Annotated in this window: 13 protein-coding genes, 6 tRNA genes and 1 pseudogene; 19 read left to right on the forward strand and 1 reads right to left on the reverse strand. The window is 37.3% G+C overall.

The window, feature by feature from the left end:
• The first annotated feature begins 1 nt into the window (after position 1).
• From BMW36_RS04355 to BMW36_RS04380, 6 genes are all read left to right on the forward strand, one after another.
• A tRNA-Val gene (locus tag BMW36_RS04355) sits at positions 2 to 77 on the forward strand.
• 5 nt (positions 78 to 82) lie between these two features.
• Positions 83 to 158: transfer RNA gene (locus tag BMW36_RS04360), tRNA-Thr, on the forward strand.
• 16 nt (positions 159 to 174) lie between these two features.
• Positions 175 to 260, forward strand: a tRNA-Tyr gene (locus BMW36_RS04365).
• A gap of 50 nt (positions 261 to 310) precedes the next feature.
• Positions 311 to 385: transfer RNA gene (locus BMW36_RS04370), tRNA-Gln, on the forward strand.
• 28 nt (positions 386 to 413) lie between these two features.
• A tRNA-Lys gene (locus BMW36_RS04375) sits at positions 414 to 489 on the forward strand.
• Between the two features lie 6 nt (positions 490 to 495).
• Positions 496 to 568: transfer RNA gene (locus BMW36_RS04380), tRNA-Ala, on the forward strand.
• A gap of 51 nt (positions 569 to 619) precedes the next feature.
• On the opposite strand, the gene BMW36_RS04385 is transcribed toward BMW36_RS04380, so the two are convergent.
• Positions 620 to 1,753, reverse strand: a complete 1,134-nt coding sequence (locus BMW36_RS04385; RefSeq protein ID WP_089739441.1) for a conserved virulence factor C family protein — start codon at positions 1,751 to 1,753, stop codon at positions 620 to 622.
• Positions 1,754 to 2,016: 263 nt separating this feature from the next.
• On the opposite strand from BMW36_RS04385, the gene sigW reads away from it, so the two are divergent.
• The 13 genes and pseudogenes from sigW (at position 2,017) to BMW36_RS04450 (ending at position 18,122) form a co-directional block, all read left to right on the forward strand.
• Positions 2,017 to 2,583 carry an RNA polymerase sigma factor SigW gene (gene sigW, locus BMW36_RS04390; RefSeq protein WP_175480352.1) on the forward strand — a complete coding sequence of 189 codons (567 nt, stop codon included), beginning with the start codon at positions 2,017 to 2,019 and terminating at the stop codon, positions 2,581 to 2,583.
• Positions 2,584 to 2,598: 15 nt separating this feature from the next.
• On the forward strand, positions 2,599 to 3,210 hold the full coding sequence (locus BMW36_RS04395; protein WP_089739443.1) for an anti-sigma factor family protein: 612 nt from the start codon (positions 2,599 to 2,601) through the stop codon (positions 3,208 to 3,210).
• Positions 3,211 to 3,384: 174 nt separating this feature from the next.
• A complete protein-coding gene (gene cdaA, locus BMW36_RS04400) occupies positions 3,385 to 4,209 on the forward strand; it encodes a diadenylate cyclase CdaA (RefSeq protein ID WP_089739445.1) in 825 nt (274 codons plus the stop codon).
• A complete protein-coding gene (locus tag BMW36_RS04405) occupies positions 4,199 to 5,455 on the forward strand; it encodes a CdaR family protein (RefSeq protein ID WP_245711584.1) in 1,257 nt (418 codons plus the stop codon). The genes cdaA and BMW36_RS04405 overlap by 11 nt, the downstream gene beginning before the upstream one ends.
• 32 nt (positions 5,456 to 5,487) lie before the next feature.
• Entirely contained in the window at positions 5,488 to 6,837 is a 1,350-nt protein-coding gene (gene glmM, locus BMW36_RS04410) for a phosphoglucosamine mutase (RefSeq protein ID WP_089739447.1), read from the forward strand.
• A 473-nt stretch (positions 6,838 to 7,310) separates the two neighbouring features.
• Positions 7,311 to 9,113, forward strand: coding sequence for a glutamine--fructose-6-phosphate transaminase (isomerizing) (glmS, locus tag BMW36_RS04415; protein ID WP_089739449.1), 1,803 nt, complete (start codon positions 7,311 to 7,313; stop codon positions 9,111 to 9,113).
• Between the two features lie 223 nt (positions 9,114 to 9,336).
• Complete coding sequence (gene tnpA / locus BMW36_RS04420; RefSeq protein ID WP_089739451.1) at positions 9,337 to 9,807, forward strand: IS200/IS605 family transposase; 471 nt, start codon at positions 9,337 to 9,339, stop codon at positions 9,805 to 9,807.
• 1,324 nt (positions 9,808 to 11,131) lie between these two features.
• Positions 11,132 to 14,212: an isoleucine--tRNA ligase gene (ileS, locus tag BMW36_RS04425; protein ID WP_089739453.1), complete on the forward strand. Its 3,081-nt coding sequence runs from the start codon at positions 11,132 to 11,134 to the stop codon at positions 14,210 to 14,212.
• A gap of 230 nt (positions 14,213 to 14,442) precedes the next feature.
• Positions 14,443 to 14,631: pseudogene (locus tag BMW36_RS20530) on the forward strand (hypothetical protein); the annotation flags it as partial.
• A complete protein-coding gene (locus tag BMW36_RS04435; RefSeq protein ID WP_245711585.1) occupies positions 14,618 to 15,382 on the forward strand; it encodes an ATP-binding cassette domain-containing protein in 765 nt (254 codons plus the stop codon). The pseudogene BMW36_RS20530 and the gene BMW36_RS04435, both read left to right, overlap by 14 nt.
• Positions 15,375 to 16,028, forward strand: a complete 654-nt coding sequence (locus BMW36_RS04440) for an ABC-2 transporter permease (RefSeq protein ID WP_089739458.1) — start codon at positions 15,375 to 15,377, stop codon at positions 16,026 to 16,028. The genes BMW36_RS04435 and BMW36_RS04440 overlap by 8 nt, the downstream gene beginning before the upstream one ends.
• The gene (locus BMW36_RS04445; RefSeq protein WP_089739459.1) at positions 16,028 to 16,393 is read left to right on the forward strand and encodes a GntR family transcriptional regulator; all 366 of its coding nucleotides are present in this window, start codon (positions 16,028 to 16,030) and stop codon (positions 16,391 to 16,393) included. The genes BMW36_RS04440 and BMW36_RS04445 overlap by 1 nt, the downstream gene beginning before the upstream one ends.
• Positions 16,394 to 16,796: 403 nt before the next feature.
• Positions 16,797 to 18,122, forward strand: coding sequence for a methyl-accepting chemotaxis protein (locus BMW36_RS04450; protein ID WP_089739461.1), 1,326 nt, complete (start codon positions 16,797 to 16,799; stop codon positions 18,120 to 18,122).
• Positions 18,123 to 18,244: the final 122 nt, after the last annotated feature.

Raw genomic sequence — 18,244 nt, forward strand, 5'->3', positions numbered from 1 at the left:
CGGAGGATTAGCTCAGCTGGGAGAGCACCTGCCTTACAAGCAGGGGGTCGCAGGTTCGAGCCCTGCATCCTCCACCATTTATGCCGGTCTAGCTCAATTGGTAGAGCAACTGACTTGTAATCAGTAGGTTGGGGGTTCAAGTCCTCTGGCCGGCACCACTTGCCTATAATACATGGAGGGATAGCGAAGTTGGCCAAACGCGACGGACTGTAAATCCGTTCCCATCGGGTTCGTAGGTTCGAGTCCTACTCCCTCCACCATTGTATATTTTAAAGCTCAGTGTATATAATAAGGTTATACACTTTTTTATTGGGCTATAGCCAAGCGGTAAGGCAACGGTTTTTGGTTCCGTCATGCGTTGGTTCGAATCCAGCTAGCCCAGCCATTTTTTTATTTGAGTCACAATAACATTAGAGCCATTAGCTCAGTTGGTAGAGCATCTGACTTTTAATCAGAGGGTCGGAGGTTCGAATCCTCCATGGCTCACCACTTTCTGGGGCCTTAGCTCAGCTGGGAGAGCGCCTGCTTTGCACGCAGGAGGTCAGCGGTTCGATCCCGCTAGGCTCCATTCTAAAATAGAAGAAATTAAAGAATAGGTAATCAATTACCTATTCTTTTTTTATCTATATTCAGTTGCTTTCGTCATCTGATGCCAGATAGATCCTTTAGCCTTCTCTCCTCCTTCTATCCGGGCAAGTGCCATTTTAGCTTGCATTCTTACCTCGAATTCAGGATCGTCTATAGCTGCATTTAAAGCAGGTATTGCCGTTTCATCACCTAATTCATATAAAAACATAGCTGCTCGCCATCGTACGAGGCGATTTTCATCTTTAAGAGATTCAATCATTTTAGGCATCGCTTGTTTAAAACCAAGATCTGATAAACAGTCACCTGCCGTTCTCCTGACATTAACTGCGTTATCTTTTAATGCCTTGTATAAATATGGTAGTACTCTTTCATTCTCAATCATCCCTAAATAAGCTGTAGCTAGTCTGCGAATAGAAGCTTTCTCATCTTCTAGCGCTTTGTCTAAAAGATCTAAATCTTTAATTGTCGGGGACATCCGATCAAGAGCGGCATACCGAGCTTTCCAATTTGGATTCTCTAACATTTCCATTGTCACTCTCTGGCGGGTAAATTGATGATCCTTGTGCCGGTTAGTTAATGCAAAATCAACTAATTCCTGCAGACGTTTATTATCATAACTAGCTGATAATTCTTCCGTTATTTCCTCTGCGATTTGATCTATGTCTCCATATCTCGGGGATTGCTCTATCCATCTTCGTTCTTCCAGCATATTTTCCGTATTTTCTGATGCTTTTAGTGCAGCTTCAGTGAAATTAGCCGGAAGGCCAACTCTTTTTTCATGTTCACCTTCTACTAACTTAATTTGCATTGGAATAAAGCGAAACATTTGGATAAAAACATTTATCTCACCAAATGAATCATCTGCTTTTTCTGTGGTGGTATAGAAAGTACTCTCAAATGATGCATCAGTGCCTAGTATAGTTGTCACTTCTGGTAATATTTCTTCCCAGGAAACTTTCGGATTTCTCTCCAAGGCAATAAAATCGATTACCCGGTAAATTCCCTTTACACCATTTATCTGAAACAGTTCTTTTATATAAGCAGGCGCGCTATTCAAATCGTCATTTGCTTTGTAATTTTCAGTCCAGTTGTCTGGTAGCTTCTCATCTAAATTTAGTTTCATGGAATAAGGACTTGGTGTCGGCTCAATAGATAAAATTTTCATAAGATTTGTTTCCCCCTCTATAAGCAAGCATATTAGTTTATTCTAACAAACAGCCTATGGTTTATACAATCTTCATGCAATACAATTAGAATGCTCGGAAATGCCTGCTTTATTAGAAAATTTTTCAATACATAAACAAAAAGTACAATTTTCTTGTTATAATAGCCTTATTGTGCAATTAATAATTTTTTTTAAAAATAATGAAACCTAATGTTGTGGTTTTTCGTACAATAGGTAACCGCAAATTTGGCGGAGGTAATAAGATGATCGAGAAAAAGATAGCAAAGAGTATTAAATTAGTAAAAAAAGGAGATCAATCAGCATTCGAAGATATTGTTGAGCACTTCCAAGGCAAGGTGTTTGCAATTTGTTTTCGTATGGTTGGAAATAAACATGAAGCGGAAGATATTGCACAGGAAGCATTTATTCGCGCATATATTAATATACAATCATATGATGAAAATCGAAAGTTCTCGACATGGTTGTACAGGATTGCCACAAACTTGGCCATCGACCGTATGAGGAAGAAGAAACCTGATTATTATCTTGATGCTGAGATTCAAGGTGCTGATGGATTAAACCTTTATGCGCAAATCCCTGATGATGGTGTATTGCCGGAAGATGAAGTAGAAAGCCTTGAGACACAGAGTTATATACAAAAAGAGATAATGGAATTGCCAGCTAAATATCGGAGTATTATTGCATTAAGGTTTATCGACGAACTCTCTCTTAAGGAAATAAGTGAAATACTGGAAATACCAGTTGGCACGGTTAAGACAAGAATTCATAGAGGGAGAGAAGCTTTAAGGAAAAAGCTTCGACATGTGTAAAGGAGTGTGAGTAAGATGAAGTGTAATAATGAAGTGATAGAACTAATGCATCAATATTTAGATGGTGATATAACTGGAAATGATGAAGAAGCATTACGCTCCCATTTGAGATCATGTGAAGCTTGTCAAACACATTTTCGGGAATTAAAAAGAACAGTAGCTTTAATTACTACAAATGTTGATCTCCAGCCTTCTGCTGATTTTACAAACAAAGTGATGGCACAACTGCCAAAAGAGAAGAAAAGATCAACAGTCCGCCGATGGGTGCGAATCCATCCATTAGTAACCGCTGCTGCTATTTTCTTTATTTTAATGTCCAGTAGTCTTTTATCATTTTGGAATCAGGACCATCAATTAAGTTATCCAAAAGGAATGAACCTTGTGGTGGAAAACGACACAGTCATCGTTCCTGAAGGAGTTACTATAGAGAATGATCTGGAAATAAAAAATGGAAATATTAAAATAAATGGAGAAGTAAAAGGCGATGTTGTGATTATTAATGGTGAGAACCTTACTGCATCTGCTGGAAGTGTTGCCGGGGAAATTGAACAAGTTGACCAAATGTTCGGCTGGCTTTGGTACAAGTTAAAAAATTTAACGGAAGAAGTATTTAGCTTTGACGAGTGATCTTATTGGAAGGATAAGATCACTTTTTTTCTATATATAAATAAATTGTAAAGAAAAAGTAAGGAGTTAACATATGCTCTAAGTGAAGTTACAGATTATTTTGTGCTATAATGTGGGTACTAACGATAATTTTAAATAGGAAGAGGATTCGGATGGACATAAGGTTGTGTTTTCATGTTTAATTGGGAATGGTCGTTTCTCAATATATTAAAGATAGTTGTAGACATAGGAATTGTCTGGTACATACTTTACAAGCTTCTTATGCTGATTAGAGGAACAAAGGCTATTCAGTTATTAAAGGGTATTTTCGTTGTTATATCTGTTTATCTGATCAGTGTTTTGTTTGACCTGGCAACAGTACGAATCTTAATGTGGCAAGTAATTATGTGGGGGCCACTAGGGATAATTATCTTATTCCAGCCGGAACTGAGAAGAGCGTTAGAGCAATTAGGAAGAGGAAGCTTCTTCTCCCGTAATTCGAAATCTGAAGACGAAATATTTCATCACTCTATAAAGGCCATTGCAGATTCGTGTAATTATATGGCGAAAAGAAGGATTGGTGCATTAATTACAATCGAACGTGAAACAGCAATGGGTGATTATATTTCAACAGGAATTCCGATTAATGGAAAGTTAACCAATCAGCTATTAACTAACATTTTCATCCCGAATACACCTCTTCATGATGGTGCGGTCATTATTAATAAAGATGAAATTGTTGCCGCAGCTTGTTATTTACCTTTATCGGAAAGTCCGTTTATCTCAAAAGAACTTGGAACAAGGCATAGAGCAGCACTTGGTATTAGTGAAGTAACAGATTCAATTACAATAACTGTATCCGAAGAAACTGGAAATATTTCGTGCACAAAGAATGGAGAACTGCATCGAAATATTACTGTCGATAAATTAACAGAGTTACTTGAAAAGGAGCTCGTGACAAAATTCAAATCCTCTGCAACAAAAGGCTGGAACTGGAGGGGTAAAAAAGATGATGAATAATTGGTTGGAAAAGCCATGGGTCATACGAATTGTCGCTTTAGCACTTTCCGTTTTACTTTTTGTGGTTGTTGCATTTGATGAAAATGTTTCCGAGGAAGATGTTGGTATTGATTCTATCTTCGGAACAACAAATGAAACTAGAACATTGGAAGATATGCCTGTAAATATTGAAATTGATCAGGAGAAATATGTGGTAAGCGGTGTTCCGGAGACAGCAAAGGTAACACTGCAAGGATCAGTTAGTCTTGTTACCTCCACATCTTTACAAAGGAACTTTGAAGTGTTTGTGGATTTAGAGGGGTTAGGAACAGGGACACATGTCGTACCCCTCGAATATTCAGGCATCGCAAACCAGTTAAATGTATATGTGGAGCCTCAGGAAGTAGAAGTGTCGATTGAAGAGAAAGCAGCCCAGGAATATACTCTAAATATTGATGTACTAAACCGTGATCTGATTGCAGCAGGTTATGAAGTTGGTAACGTCTATGCAGATCCGGAAACAGTTACAGTAACTAGTTCGAAAAGTATTGTAGACCGTATAGCTATTGTGAAAGCTTTCGTCGATGTCTCTAATGCGGAGGAATCCTTTACTACAGATGATGTGCCAGTTAAAGTATATGACAATCAAGGAAATGAGTTAAGTGTAAGGATTGATCCGCCAACTGTCGATGTTACCGTGGATGTAAGAAATCCTAATAAGTCTGTACCGATTTCACTGGAAACGACGAATGAATTAGCAGATAATTTAAAGGTTACTTCTATGGAACTGCAAACGAAAGAGGTTACTGTCTTTGCAGCTGAATCATATTTGGATAATTTGAAGGAATTGAAAACAAAGCCAATTGATCTAAGTGAAATAGAGGAAAGTGGCACAATAGAGGTGGAGTTGGATCTCCCGCAGGAAGTAAGGAAAGTCAGCCCTGCTACGGTGAATGTAACTGTCGAAGTAGAACAGACAGAAGAGCGGGTGATGGAGAATATACCAGTCTCTATTGAAGGGCAACCGGAAGATGGAAGTGTATCTTTTGTTACTCCATTTTCCGGGGCTGTAAATGTCACAATAAGGGGCTTCCCTTCAGATATTGAAGCATTAACTGCGGAGGATATTCCGTTGGAAGTGGTATTGGACAATCAATCGCCAGGTGAATATACTTTGCCGATTAATCACAATATTTCCGAGGAAATATTAGAAAATGTCGAAATTGAACTTGCAATAGAAGAAGCAACCATCCTGGTTGAGCCTTAATGTTTAGGAATGAATAAAGGAGAGAATTATTAATGGGAAAATATTTTGGTACTGATGGTGTTCGAGGAGTAGCAAACCAAGATTTAACACCGGAATTAGCATTTAAGTTAGGACGTTATGGTGGTTATGTGTTAACAAAGGAGTCGCAAAATCCTAAAGTATTGATTGGAAGAGATACGCGGATTTCCGGAAACATGTTAGAAGGTGCTCTTGCTGCTGGTCTGTTATCGATTGGTGCCGAAGTGATGAGATTAGGTGTGATTTCTACACCTGGAGTAGCCTATTTATCCAAGGCGATGGACGCTCAGGCAGGAGTAATGATCTCAGCCTCGCATAATCCGGTAGAAGATAATGGGATTAAGTTTTTTGGATCTGACGGGTTTAAATTATCTGATGAGCAAGAGGCAGAAATAGAAGCATTATTAGAGCAAGATGAAGATAATCTTCCACGACCTGTGGGAGGGGATATTGGCCAGATAAATGACTATTTTGAAGGTGGGCAAAAATATATCCATTATTTAAAAGAAACAATTGATAATGAATTTGATGGTATACATATCGCACTTGACTGTGCTCATGGAGCCACTTCAAGTTTAGCTTCTCATTTATTTGCTGATTTAGAAGCAGATATATCAACAATTGGATCATCTCCAAATGGATTGAATATTAATGACGGATTTGGGTCTACTCATCCTGAAAAACTGCAGGAATTAGTGATTGAAAAAGGTGCTGATATTGGATTGGCATTTGATGGAGATGGAGACCGGCTCATAGCAGTTGATGAGAAGGGAAATATAGTAGATGGTGACCAGATAATGTTTATTATCGCTAAATATTTAAATGAAAGAGGTCTGCTGCGTCATTCCACAGTAGTATCCACTGTCATGAGTAATATCGGGTTCTATAAGGCACTGGAAGAAAATAATATGAAGAGCGATAAGACGGCTGTAGGTGACCGGTATGTAATGGAGGAAATGCGTAAAGGTGGTTATAACCTTGGCGGTGAACAATCCGGCCATATTATTTTCCTTGATTACACAACAACAGGAGATGGTATGTTATCTGGACTCCAGCTGGTAAATGTTATGCGTGAAACAGGAAAGAAATTATCTGAACTTGCTGGTGAAATGGATAAATTCCCGCAATTATTAAAAAATATCCGTGTCGTTAATAAAAATGAAGTAATGACAAACAGGCTGGTTCTGGAGTCCATAGAAAAAGTGGAAAAGGAAATGGGCAGTGAAGGCCGGGTACTTGTAAGGCCTTCCGGTACAGAACCATTAGTACGTGTCATGGTAGAGGCACCTACACTGGAAGAATGTAATCATTATGTAGATGAGGTCGTAGCTGTCATTCAAAGTGTTATCGGCTATGAGGAGTAAGAGTAATGTAAAAGGCTTAAAATGTTACCGAATTTTAAGCCTTTTACTAAACACCTTTTTGGCTTGTATTACATAATCTTTTAGTAAGCCATTTTACAATATTTATTGCGCAGAAGAAAGTTTTCAAGTAAAATGGGGACAGTCATCATTTTTTGAAAAAATGGTGCTGATTATTCAAGAATAGAAAGGAGCATTGATGGTTTTCTGATTGATGAAGCGCCAGGGCTAAAAGAGGGAGTCTCTGATAGCTGACGAGGTGGGGGTTTATCGAACATGATCGGCGGATACCTCCCGGTTGGACATCATCTCAACCGATATGTTTTTGTTCGAAAACAAAAAGGCAACTTTTTGCACAAGAATAAAAACAAGATGATACAATCACACGAGAAAGGGGCAAAGAAACGCCCCATGTCATAAATATAAGTCAATCGGTCGTTTGTTTGCCCCTTCATATACAAGGAGGAAACAACGCTATGTGCGGTATTGTAGGTTATATTGGAGCAAATGATTCAAAGGAAGTTTTACTGACAGGACTGGAAAAGTTAGAATACAGAGGCTATGATTCAGCAGGGATTGCAATTCTGAATGAACAGGGAATGAACGTCTTTAAAGTTAAGGGACGTATTGCAGCATTACGTGAGAAAGTCGACGCTTCTGTCATGGCGAATGTTGGGATTGGTCATACGCGCTGGGCAACACACGGTGAACCAAGCGAAGAGAATGCCCACCCGCATCAAAGTGCAACAGAACGTTTTACTTTAGTTCATAATGGGGTAATCGAGAACTATTATGAGCTTCGTGATGAATATTTACAAAATGTAGAACTCAAAAGTGAGACTGATACAGAGATCGTTGTACAGCTAATTGAACAGCTTTATAATGAAACAAATGATGTACTTGAAGCATTCCGCAAAGGATTATCTTTATTAAAAGGATCTTATGGAATTGCATTAATTGACAAAGAAAACCCTGATCTTATATATGTTGCTAAAAACAAGAGCCCATTGCTTGTAGGTCTCGGTGATGGCTTTAACGTTGTCGCAAGTGATGCGATGGCAACACTTAGAGAAACAAATCGTTATGTAGAAATTGAAGATAAAGAAGTAGTGCTTGTTCGTGCGGACAGAGTGGAAATCCAGAAATTAGACGGTACAGTTGTGGAGCGTGCAGAATATGTGGCTGAAATCGATGCGTCTGATACAGAAAAAGGAACATATCCACACTTTATGTTAAAAGAAATTGATGAGCAGCCATTTGTTATTCGTAAGATCATTCAGGAATATCAAGCAGAAGATGACTCTATCAAGCTTAATGAAGATGTACGCAAGGCAATGCAGAAAACAGACAGGGTTTATATTATCGCTGCCGGAACTAGCTACCACGCAGGTCTTGTTGGAAAGCAGTTTATCGAGAAATTAGCAAATATTCCTGTTGAAGTTCATATCGCAAGTGAATTTTCATATAATATGCCACTACTATCTGAAAAGCCATTGTTTATCTTCATTTCTCAAAGTGGAGAAACTGCAGACAGCCGTTCGGTTTTAGTACAGACAAAAGCGTTAGGCCATCCAGCCTTAACAATTACGAATGTTCCTGGTTCTACCCTTTCTCGTGAAGCAGATTACACATTACATTTACATGCAGGACCAGAAATTGCCGTAGCATCAACTAAAGCATATACTGCACAAATTGCTGTACTGGCAATCCTGGCAGTAGACACAGCAAGAGTGAAAGGTCTTGATCTTTCATTTGATCCATTGCAGGAATTAGGTATTGTTGCTAGTGCAATGGAAACATTAACAGATCAGAAAGAAGAATTTGACCGCCTTGCGAAAGAAATGTTCGAAACAACCCGTAACGCTTTCTTTATCGGTCGTGGTGTTGATTACTACGTAGTTCAGGAAGCATCATTGAAACTGAAGGAAATCTCTTATATCCAAGCAGAAGGTTTTGCTGGAGGAGAATTGAAACATGGTACAATTGCATTAATTGAAGAAGGAACACCAGTGATTGCAATTGCTACACAGGAAAACGTGAATTTATCTATCCGTGGAAATGTACAGGAAGTAGCGGCACGTGGAGCAAATACATGTACAGTAAGTATGAAAGGATTGGAGAAAGATAGTGATTCTTTCGTATTGCCACAAGTCCATGAATTGTTAACACCACTTGTAAGTGTTATTCCAATGCAGTTACTTGCATATTATGCAGCATTGCACCGTGATTGTGATGTTGATAAGCCACGTAACCTTGCAAAATCAGTTACGGTAGAGTAAAAGAAAACTTTAATATAAAAAAATCGCATCGTTTGTATAAAAATGTGAGGTCTCACCCCTTTGGATATGATAATCCAAAGGGGTGTTTTTATGGTCTTCCAAAACCCCTGGCTATGCCGGGGGTTCCATAGAGCTTCATGGGGACACAAAAAAGCCTCACTTCAAGGTAAGATATGGTTGGTTTCCCGACCACCAAATCTCACCAAAGAAGGAGGCATGTCCAATGGAGGGCAAGAATAGTTTAGCACATACACAATGGAGATGTAAGTTTCACATCGTTTTTGCGCCAAAATATAGAAGACAAATTATCTATGGAAAGTATAAAAGAAGCATTGGAGAAATAATAAGAGAGCTTTGTGAAAGGAAGGGAGTTGAAATACACGAAGCAAATGCATGTAAAGATCATATTCATATGTTAGTAAGTATCCCACCAAAATTAAGCGTATCTCAATTCATGGGGTACTTAAAGGGCAAAAGTAGTTTAATGATTTTTGATCGTCACGCCAATTTAAAGTACAGATATGGTAATCGCAAATTCTGGTGCCAAGGTTACTTTGTCGATACAGTGGGAAGAAACAAAAATCAAATTCAAGAATATATAAGAAATCAGCTTAAAGAGGACTATATGAGCGATCAGTTAACCTTATTAGAAGAATTTGATCCGTTTACTGGAGAAAAGAATAAGAAGAAATAAGAGATTCTTCTAGAATCAGTGAGTGAGTGTGGTGCGGAAGGGAAACCTATTCAGTGGGCCTTTAAGGCCGAGGCCGGTAACAGAGGCTTCTAGCCGCAGAGCAAACCACCAGTTCACACTGGTGGTTTTGATTATGATCAGGACGAAAACTCGGGAGTCCGAGCTAAAGATTTGGTTGTGAAGTGGAGATCAGGACGAAAACTCGGGAGTCCGAGCTAAAGATTTGGTTGTGAAGTGGAGATCAGGACGAAAACTCGGGAGTCCGAGCTAAAGATTTGGTTGTGAAGTGGAGATCAGGACGAAAACTCGGGAGTCCGAGCTAAAGATTTGGTTGTGAAGCGAAGATCAGGACGAAATCTAGGAAGTGCGAGCCAGAGATTTGGTTGTGAAGCGGAGATCAGGACGAAATTGTCTCCCTGTAACTCTCCCTTTCAAAAATGTAACTCTTCTTACAAGATGTAAGTAAGTTTTACAAAGAAGGGGAAGCGGAGGCAGGTATGTATCGGGCTTTATGTAATACTTCAATCAGAATCGGGAGCGTACCGTTGGTACGCCTTCTCGGTTCTTTTTTATTGGGTGAAATCCCAGAAAAGCAGGTGACACAAGGGATTAAAGTCATCCAAGCAAGAGAAAAAGCGTGAAGAAAAGCGTGAGAAAACGCCAGAAGATCCTCTGTTAATCCTTAAACCTTATCCCTATTACCTCCATAATTTCTATTCTGTTTTGTAAAACTGAGTTCCATTTTCCAATATTTCATCAAATGATTTTTGCCTGATTTCTGTATGAAATAGCGGTTTTCTTTGTAAAACTTAGTTAAATTAAAAGGCGAGGTTCCAAGGGTGAAAAAGGGCGTGATGTCAAGTGGAGAAGGGATTGTGGGGGTGAGAGAGTTTTGTAAAACTAAGTTTAAAAGGCACATAGTAGAGGATAAAGGTTAAGGTAATTAAAAAAGGGTTGCAAATTAATGTGAATCTGGGTTGACTTTTAAATCACCGTTAGTTATCATTTATATAATTTAATAAATAATTTGATGACGAGAAAGAGTAGTTATGTTTATCTTATCTACAGAGAGTTGACGATTTGCTGGAAGTCAATGTTAAGACCATAATGAAAATCCTCTCCGAGAAGCAAAGTTGAAAGGACTTTTAAACTTTGACGGCATTCTACCGATATCCAGGACACGTATGATAGTACGTAGTGAAATGAACTGATAAAAACCACTACTATGGTTTTTTTTATTTTGTTAAAGGAAGATTATATATTTATATATAAACTCGATTCTACGTATGTAGGGTCGAGTTTTTTTAATTAAAATGAGGTGATAATGTTGAAGGAGTCCAGTGTAGAAAGGGAATTAAGGGTTCGTAAAAAATGGGAAAAAGATGGAACGTTCGAACGTTCCATATCTAACCGAGAAGGAAGAGAGACCTATGTTTTTTATGAAGGGCCTCCAACTGCAAATGGCTTGCCACATGCAGGTCATGCCCTTGGGAGAACAATCAAGGACTTTGTAGCGAGGTACAAAACAATGTCTGGTTATCAGGTTTTAAGAAAAGCGGGTTGGGATACACATGGCTTACCTGTGGAATTAGAAGTTGAAAAACAATTGAATATTCGTGGTAAGGATCAAATTGAGGAGTTCGGAATAGAAAATTTTATTCAGAAATGTAAAGAAAGTGTCTTTGCATATGAAAATGAATGGAAACAATTTACTGAGGCTCTTGGTTATTGGGTGGATATGGAAGACCCTTATGTAACCTTAAACAACAAGTATATTGAGTCTGTATGGAATATCCTATCCATGATACATGAGAAGGATTATTTATATAAAGGACACAGGGTTGTTCCTTATTGTCCACATTGTGAGACTTCACTTAGTTCTCACGAAGTTGCACAAGGGTATAAAGATGTTACCGATTTATCCGTTACAGCCAAATTTCGATTACAGGGAACTTCAAAAGAATATCTTTTAGGTTGGACAACTACACCATGGACATTACCAGGTAATGTTGCTGTTGCTGTAAACCCTAATATGAATTATGTACGAGTTAGACAAGGATCAGAAATATTTGTTCTTGCAGAGTCTCTGGCTTCCACTGTTATGAAGGAGGATTATGAGATTTTGGAAGTTATGAAAGGAAAAGACTTAATTGGCGTCTCTTACGAACCGCCTTTTAATTATGTCACAGTAACCAAAGGACATGAAGTTCTCGGTGCAGATTTTGTTACTGATACAAGTGGAACTGGTATTGTGCATATAGCACCTGCCCATGGAGAAGATGATTACAAGGCAATTCAGGATAATCAATTTGATTATGTGAATGTTGTTGATTCCAAAGGTCGTTATAAGGAATATGTAGCCCCGCTTGCAGGACAATTTGTAAAGAAAAGTGACGTAGAAATTATCAAAATGCTATCGAAGCAAAACCTTTTATTTGATAAGCAAAAGTATGAACATAGTTATCCCCATTGTTGGAGATGTGACAGTCCTCTTCTTTACTATGCCATGGAGGGTTGGTTTATTAAGACAACGGAAGTTAAGGAAAACATGCAATCAAATAACCAAGGGGTTCAATGGTTCCCTTCTCACATGAAGGATGGAAGGTTTGGAAACTTTTTGGATAACATGGTGGACTGGAATATTGGAAGAAACAGATATTGGGGAACTCCACTAAACGTTTGGATTTGTCAAGATTGCAGTAAAGAAAAAGCCCCGCATTCAGTTAAAGAATTAAGAGAGCTTTCTATTGAAGAATTGCCAGAAGATATAGAGTTGCATAAACCATACGTAGATAAAGTACATCTAACTTGCTCTTGTGGCGGTACAATGTTTAGAACAAGCGAAGTTATTGATGTATGGTTTGATAGTGGCTCCATGCCATTTGCTCAATATCATTATCCATTTGAAAATAAAGATATGTTTAAGAAGCAATTTCCTGCAGATGTGGTCATTGAGGGGGTTGACCAAACAAGAGGATGGTTTTACAGCTTATTAGCGGTTTCTACTCTGTTTACAGGACAATCACCTTATAAACGAGTCCTTTCTTTAGGACATATTTTAGATGAAAAGGGACAAAAGATGTCAAAAAGTAAGGGAAATGCCTTGAACCCTACTGAGCTAATTAATGAGTTTGGTGCAGATTCGTTAAGATGGGCCTTGTTGGCTGATAGTTCTCCATGGAATAATAAACGCTTTTCCAAAAAGACTGTTAGTCATGCTAAGTCTAAAGTGATTGATACACTTTTGAACGTTTATTCTTTTTACTCCATGTATGCAGAAATTGATCAATTTAATCCAGATAGTGACATGGGTGGAACTCAAAAAACTCTCGATAAATGGGTTTTTTCAAGATTAAATACTGTTATTAGGGAAGTTGTCCAAAGTTTAGATGATTATGATGTAACAAAAGGGGCAAGATCCATTGCAACGTTTGTTGATGAACTTAGTAATTGGTATGTAAGACGTTCCAGGCAACGATTTTGGAGCAGTGGTATGACTGATGATAAAAGGTCAGCATTTAGCACTTTATTTGAGGTCTTAAAGAAGCTCACGCAACTAATGGCTCCTTATACACCTTTTGTTACAGAAGATATATACTCAAACTTAGTGAAAGATAGTGTGCATGTATCTGATTACCCTCAACCTGACGAAACGCTTATTGATGAACAATTAGAAAAAGATATGGATGCTGTCCTACAAATAATAGAGCTAACAAGATCCCTAAGAAATACAGTTGGAATAAAAACCAAACAACCATTAGCTCAATTGGTTGTAGTTCCGATAAAAGAAACCACTCTATCTCAGTTGCAAAAGTATTCCTCTATTATAAAAGATGAAATGAATATAAAAGAAGTAAAGTTTAAAAATGATTACCAAGATTTGTTGCAGGTTGATTTCAAATTGAATTTCTCAGTAGTTGGGCCAAAGTTAGGTAAATCATTGGGTGAAGTTAAAAATAAAGTTGATGAATTAGACGATAACGAGAAGGATAAATTTCTTGAAGATAAAGAAATACAGTTATTATTAAATTCGGGTGATACTATCACACTTAATACGGATGACATACTTATTGAGAAAAAAGGAAAAAATGGTTTTGAATTGCTGGAAGGGAGTAAATTCATAGTTCTATTAGATACTAATTTGACGCAGGAATTAAAAGAAGAAGGATTAGTAAGGGAGTTTGTTCGGGCTGTTCAGACATATCGGAAGGAATTAAATCTTCCAGTTGAACTACGAGTAGATCTTTTTGTTCAGACTGATTTACAGCTTCAAAAAGTATTGATTAAATTTGATGAATTAGTGCAAAAAAATCTAATAATTAGTGCAGTTCATTTTGAAAGTAAACCAGATATGGTAAGTTTCAAAGTAGAAGGGTATGAAGTTAAATTATTCATTAAATCGTAGGGAATACTCATAGATGATACATTATATTCTTTGACTGTTCGCCAATTAAAACTTTTTCATTCCTATCAAGATAAAAACACCTTGCTTAAAAAAGTAAGGTGTTTTTTGCATACGTTAATTGTCATTATACATTTTTTGAAATATAAGTATATTAATATTTACCATATGCTTTATAATCGTTTTCAAGCACTATATGTCACCTAAAAGAAAATGAAAGGGGATCTATATGAATAAATAAAGCTAAGAAATATCATCAAGCCTTTGGTGTGTATGGAATCTGCGTAGAAGATAACAAGCTCTTGGTAATACACAAAAACGGTGACCCGTATAAAAACCGCTATGATCTTCCTGGCGGTAGCTTGGAGTTTAAAAGATGTATCCTTTCAACTGGAAAAGGGTTATATTATGGGATTCATCGGTGCTAATGGTGCAGGGAAAACAACAACTATAAAGTCAATTTTGAATATGATTCATTTGGATAGAGGTGAGATTCATATTTTAGGCAAGAATATGGCCGAACATGAGCTGGAATTGAAACAGGACATCGGGGTAGCAGTTGGCGGTATGAATTTCTATACTAGGAGCAAAATTAAGACACTAACCAATACGATTAAGAAGTTCTATAAGAATTGGGATGAGGCGACCTATCGCAACTGTTTAAGAAAATTCAAGTTAGACGAGAACAAAAGAATCATTGAATTGTCGGAGGGAATGAAGATAAAATACAGCTTATCTCTTGCTCTATCCCACGGGGCGAAGCTTCTTATCCTAGACGAACCGACAAGCGGACTGGATCCAGTTGCTAGAGATAATCTGTTGGATATTTTTCAGGACCTTGTAGTAGATGGCGAAATCAGCATTCTTTTCTCCACTCATATTACATCTGACTTGGAAAAGTGCGCCGATTTTATTACTTTTATCGAAAATGGACAAATCATTCAAAGTATGGAAAAAGAAGATTTTAAGGAATCCTACCGCCTATTGAACGGCAACGAAAGCCAGCTCCACCAAGTGAAAGAAAAATTAATTTCCTACAAAACAAACTCATTCGGCTTTACAGGATTGATTCACTTCAGCAATTATGACCCATCCGCCAATATTAAAGCAACCGTCCCAACTCTTGAAGAAATTTTGATCTTTTTCGCGAAAAAGGAGGATATGTATGTATAATTTAGTAATGAAAGATCTGAAATTAGGAATAAACCCCTGGTTTCTAGCGATGCCTTTTTTAATTGGTGCCTTAATGTTTATTCCCGGCTGGATCTATTTATTAGTCCTTCAGTATTTTTTCTGGATATCGGTACCGAATATCTTTGGTCAATTTAAAGCGCAGAATGATCTGATGCTTACAATGACTTTGCCTGTATCCAGAAAAGACAAGGTGAAGCCAAGGATAATCGTAATCGTTATCTTGGAATTATTGCATATTTTTGTTGCAATGATCTTTAGTTTGTTCACGATTCGCTTGTACCCGAATGTGGACTATTTTTTCTTCGCCCCATATATGGGCTTTTGGGGGATATGTTTTGTGATGCTTGCAATCTTCAACATTATCTTTATCCCCATGTATTACAAAACGGCGTATAAATATGGTGCTGCACTGATTGCCTCTGTTGTGGCAACATTACTTTTTTCTGGAGTTGTACAATGGTTGGGTATCCAGAATAATTTCGTATTTGATACTTTTAATGGTAGTGGTGCTGATGATACGACACTTCAATTATTCATTCTACTTGCTGGAATTACAATATTTGCAGTTTTTACGATTGTAGCCTACAATATAGCCATTAAACGATTTGAGAAAGTGGATATTTAATGAAAATAGATATTTCAAACACCTCTGAAAAACCAATTTATCAGCAACTTTTTGAGCAAATTAGCGCCCAGATTCTTATGGGAGAGATAGACCAAGGCTATAACTTACCGCCAATACGACAAGCAGCCAAGGAATTACGTGTTAGTATTATTACAATAAAAAAAGCTTGGGAAGAACTCGAACGAAAGGGTTTAATTTATACTATAACTGGTAAAGGATGTTTTGTATCCGAACTATCATCCAATGATAAGCTTGAAAAACGTAATGAAATGATTAGGAAGCAAATGATTAAAGATGTGTCCTACTATAAATCTTTTGGGCTGACGATAGATGAAATAATTAAACTATTAAAAGAGATAGATTGACAGCAAATTATATTGTATTCTTTGAGGATGTTGGTGGGGATATATTCCATAGGGCGGCAGACAGTACAGTCCTTGCAAAGGCGGAAATTATCAAGCATTTAAAAAATTTAACTTTTCATATTTTAAAAGCTCAGAATTAATCTGAGCTTTTTTCTATGAGTCCACACTGGGCTTGAATGCCACTTGAATAGTGATTAATACTAGAATAATTAATTCGTCTGTATATTTATTTTCCTTTTTATAAAACCTGGATAATAGTAATTAAGTGACCTCTATCACATCGAATGTTGTCGAATTTTGTTATTTTAGATATGGGATGCACTGTTTAGAAAAATACTTGAGACTTAAGTAAGTAAAGAGTAAAGCTGAAGGTCAGCACAATTACCGAAAGGATGAGATAAAGTTGAAAGATAGGAATTTAACTGAAATTACTCAAAAGCTGAATTTTACAGTGGTTAAGCGTAGTATTAGCCTAAAATTGATTATTGCCATTATGTTAAGTTTAATAGTAAGTTCACCTGTATCAGCTTTTATTAACTCGCTTATCAAGCAATACATACATGGAAATTATGGAGTCTATATCAATGCATTAATTTCATTATTAGTAACAACAGTGGTTATTCTGCTATTTGTAAGATTAATCATTATTAAGCCCTTAAACTTGGTTGAAGAGGCAATGCATACAGCTTCGGAAGGAGATCTAACTGTAACAATACGTCATAATTCAAAAGATGAAATCGGAAGGTTATCCAGCTCTTTCAATGTAATGATAAATAATCTGATTGAATTGATAAATAAAGCTAATCATACTGTATTAAAAATAAATGATTACTCAGATCAACTAAGTTTAATATCTGAAGAAAATAGTAAAGCAATCGATCATATTTCCTCCTCTATTCAGAAAGTGGCTTCAGGGGCTGAAGGGCAGGCACAAAATTCAATAGATTTAGTTTATTCGGCTAAGGAAATATCAAAAAGAATGGACCAGTCTGCTTCGTCTATTCAGACTGTTGCGAATACTTCTATTTCAGCAAACAGTAAGGCAAATGCAGGGAATGATTCTGTTAATAAAACTATTTATCAAATGAGAGAAATCCAGGATTCAGTGAAAAAGACCTCGGACGTTATTCATTCATTAAATATCAAATCAAATAAAATCGAAGAAATTGTTGGAATGATAACCCAAATTGCAGATCAAACAAATTTACTCGCATTGAATGCCTCAATCGAGGCTGCTAGAGCCGGAGAACATGGCAAGGGCTTCGCAGTTGTTGCTGAGGAAGTACGAAAACTTGCAGAACAATCTGGAAGTGCGACAGAGAGTATCCGGGAAATCATTAGAGAAATTCAGACTGTAACAAATGACGCAGTAGAGTCCATGAATCAAGGAAGGAAAATTGTTGAAAAGGGAATGGAATTAGTAGATCATACGGGTTACAGTTTTAGTGATATATCAAAATATATTGAGGAGATATCCAGGCAATCTCAAGAAGTATCTACGGTTGTCAAAGAAGTTAATCAAAGGTCATTAAACATGGCCAAAATGATTGAAGAGGCAGCTTCGGTTACTGAGCAGAATTCAGGAAATATTCAAACAATAACTGCATCAACGGAAGAACAAAGTGCTTCTATGGAAGAGATAGCTTCATCTATCTCTGAGTTAAATGATATGTCTGATGATTTGAAGGGATACCTTGACAGTTTCAAAATAGTGGCAGACACAAACTAACCTTAGTGACTGTTCTGGTTCACCAACTGTATTTAAATCCAGTTGAAGAAAAGAAGCATTGATCTCAGCCAGTAATAGCTTATTAAAGGTAGGATGAATTTTCTAAATTCTATCTCTTCACA

Origin of the sequence: Gracilibacillus ureilyticus, from assembly GCF_900111195.1 — a bacterium.
Taxonomy (GTDB): Bacteria; Bacillota; Bacilli; order Bacillales; family Amphibacillaceae; genus Gracilibacillus; species Gracilibacillus ureilyticus.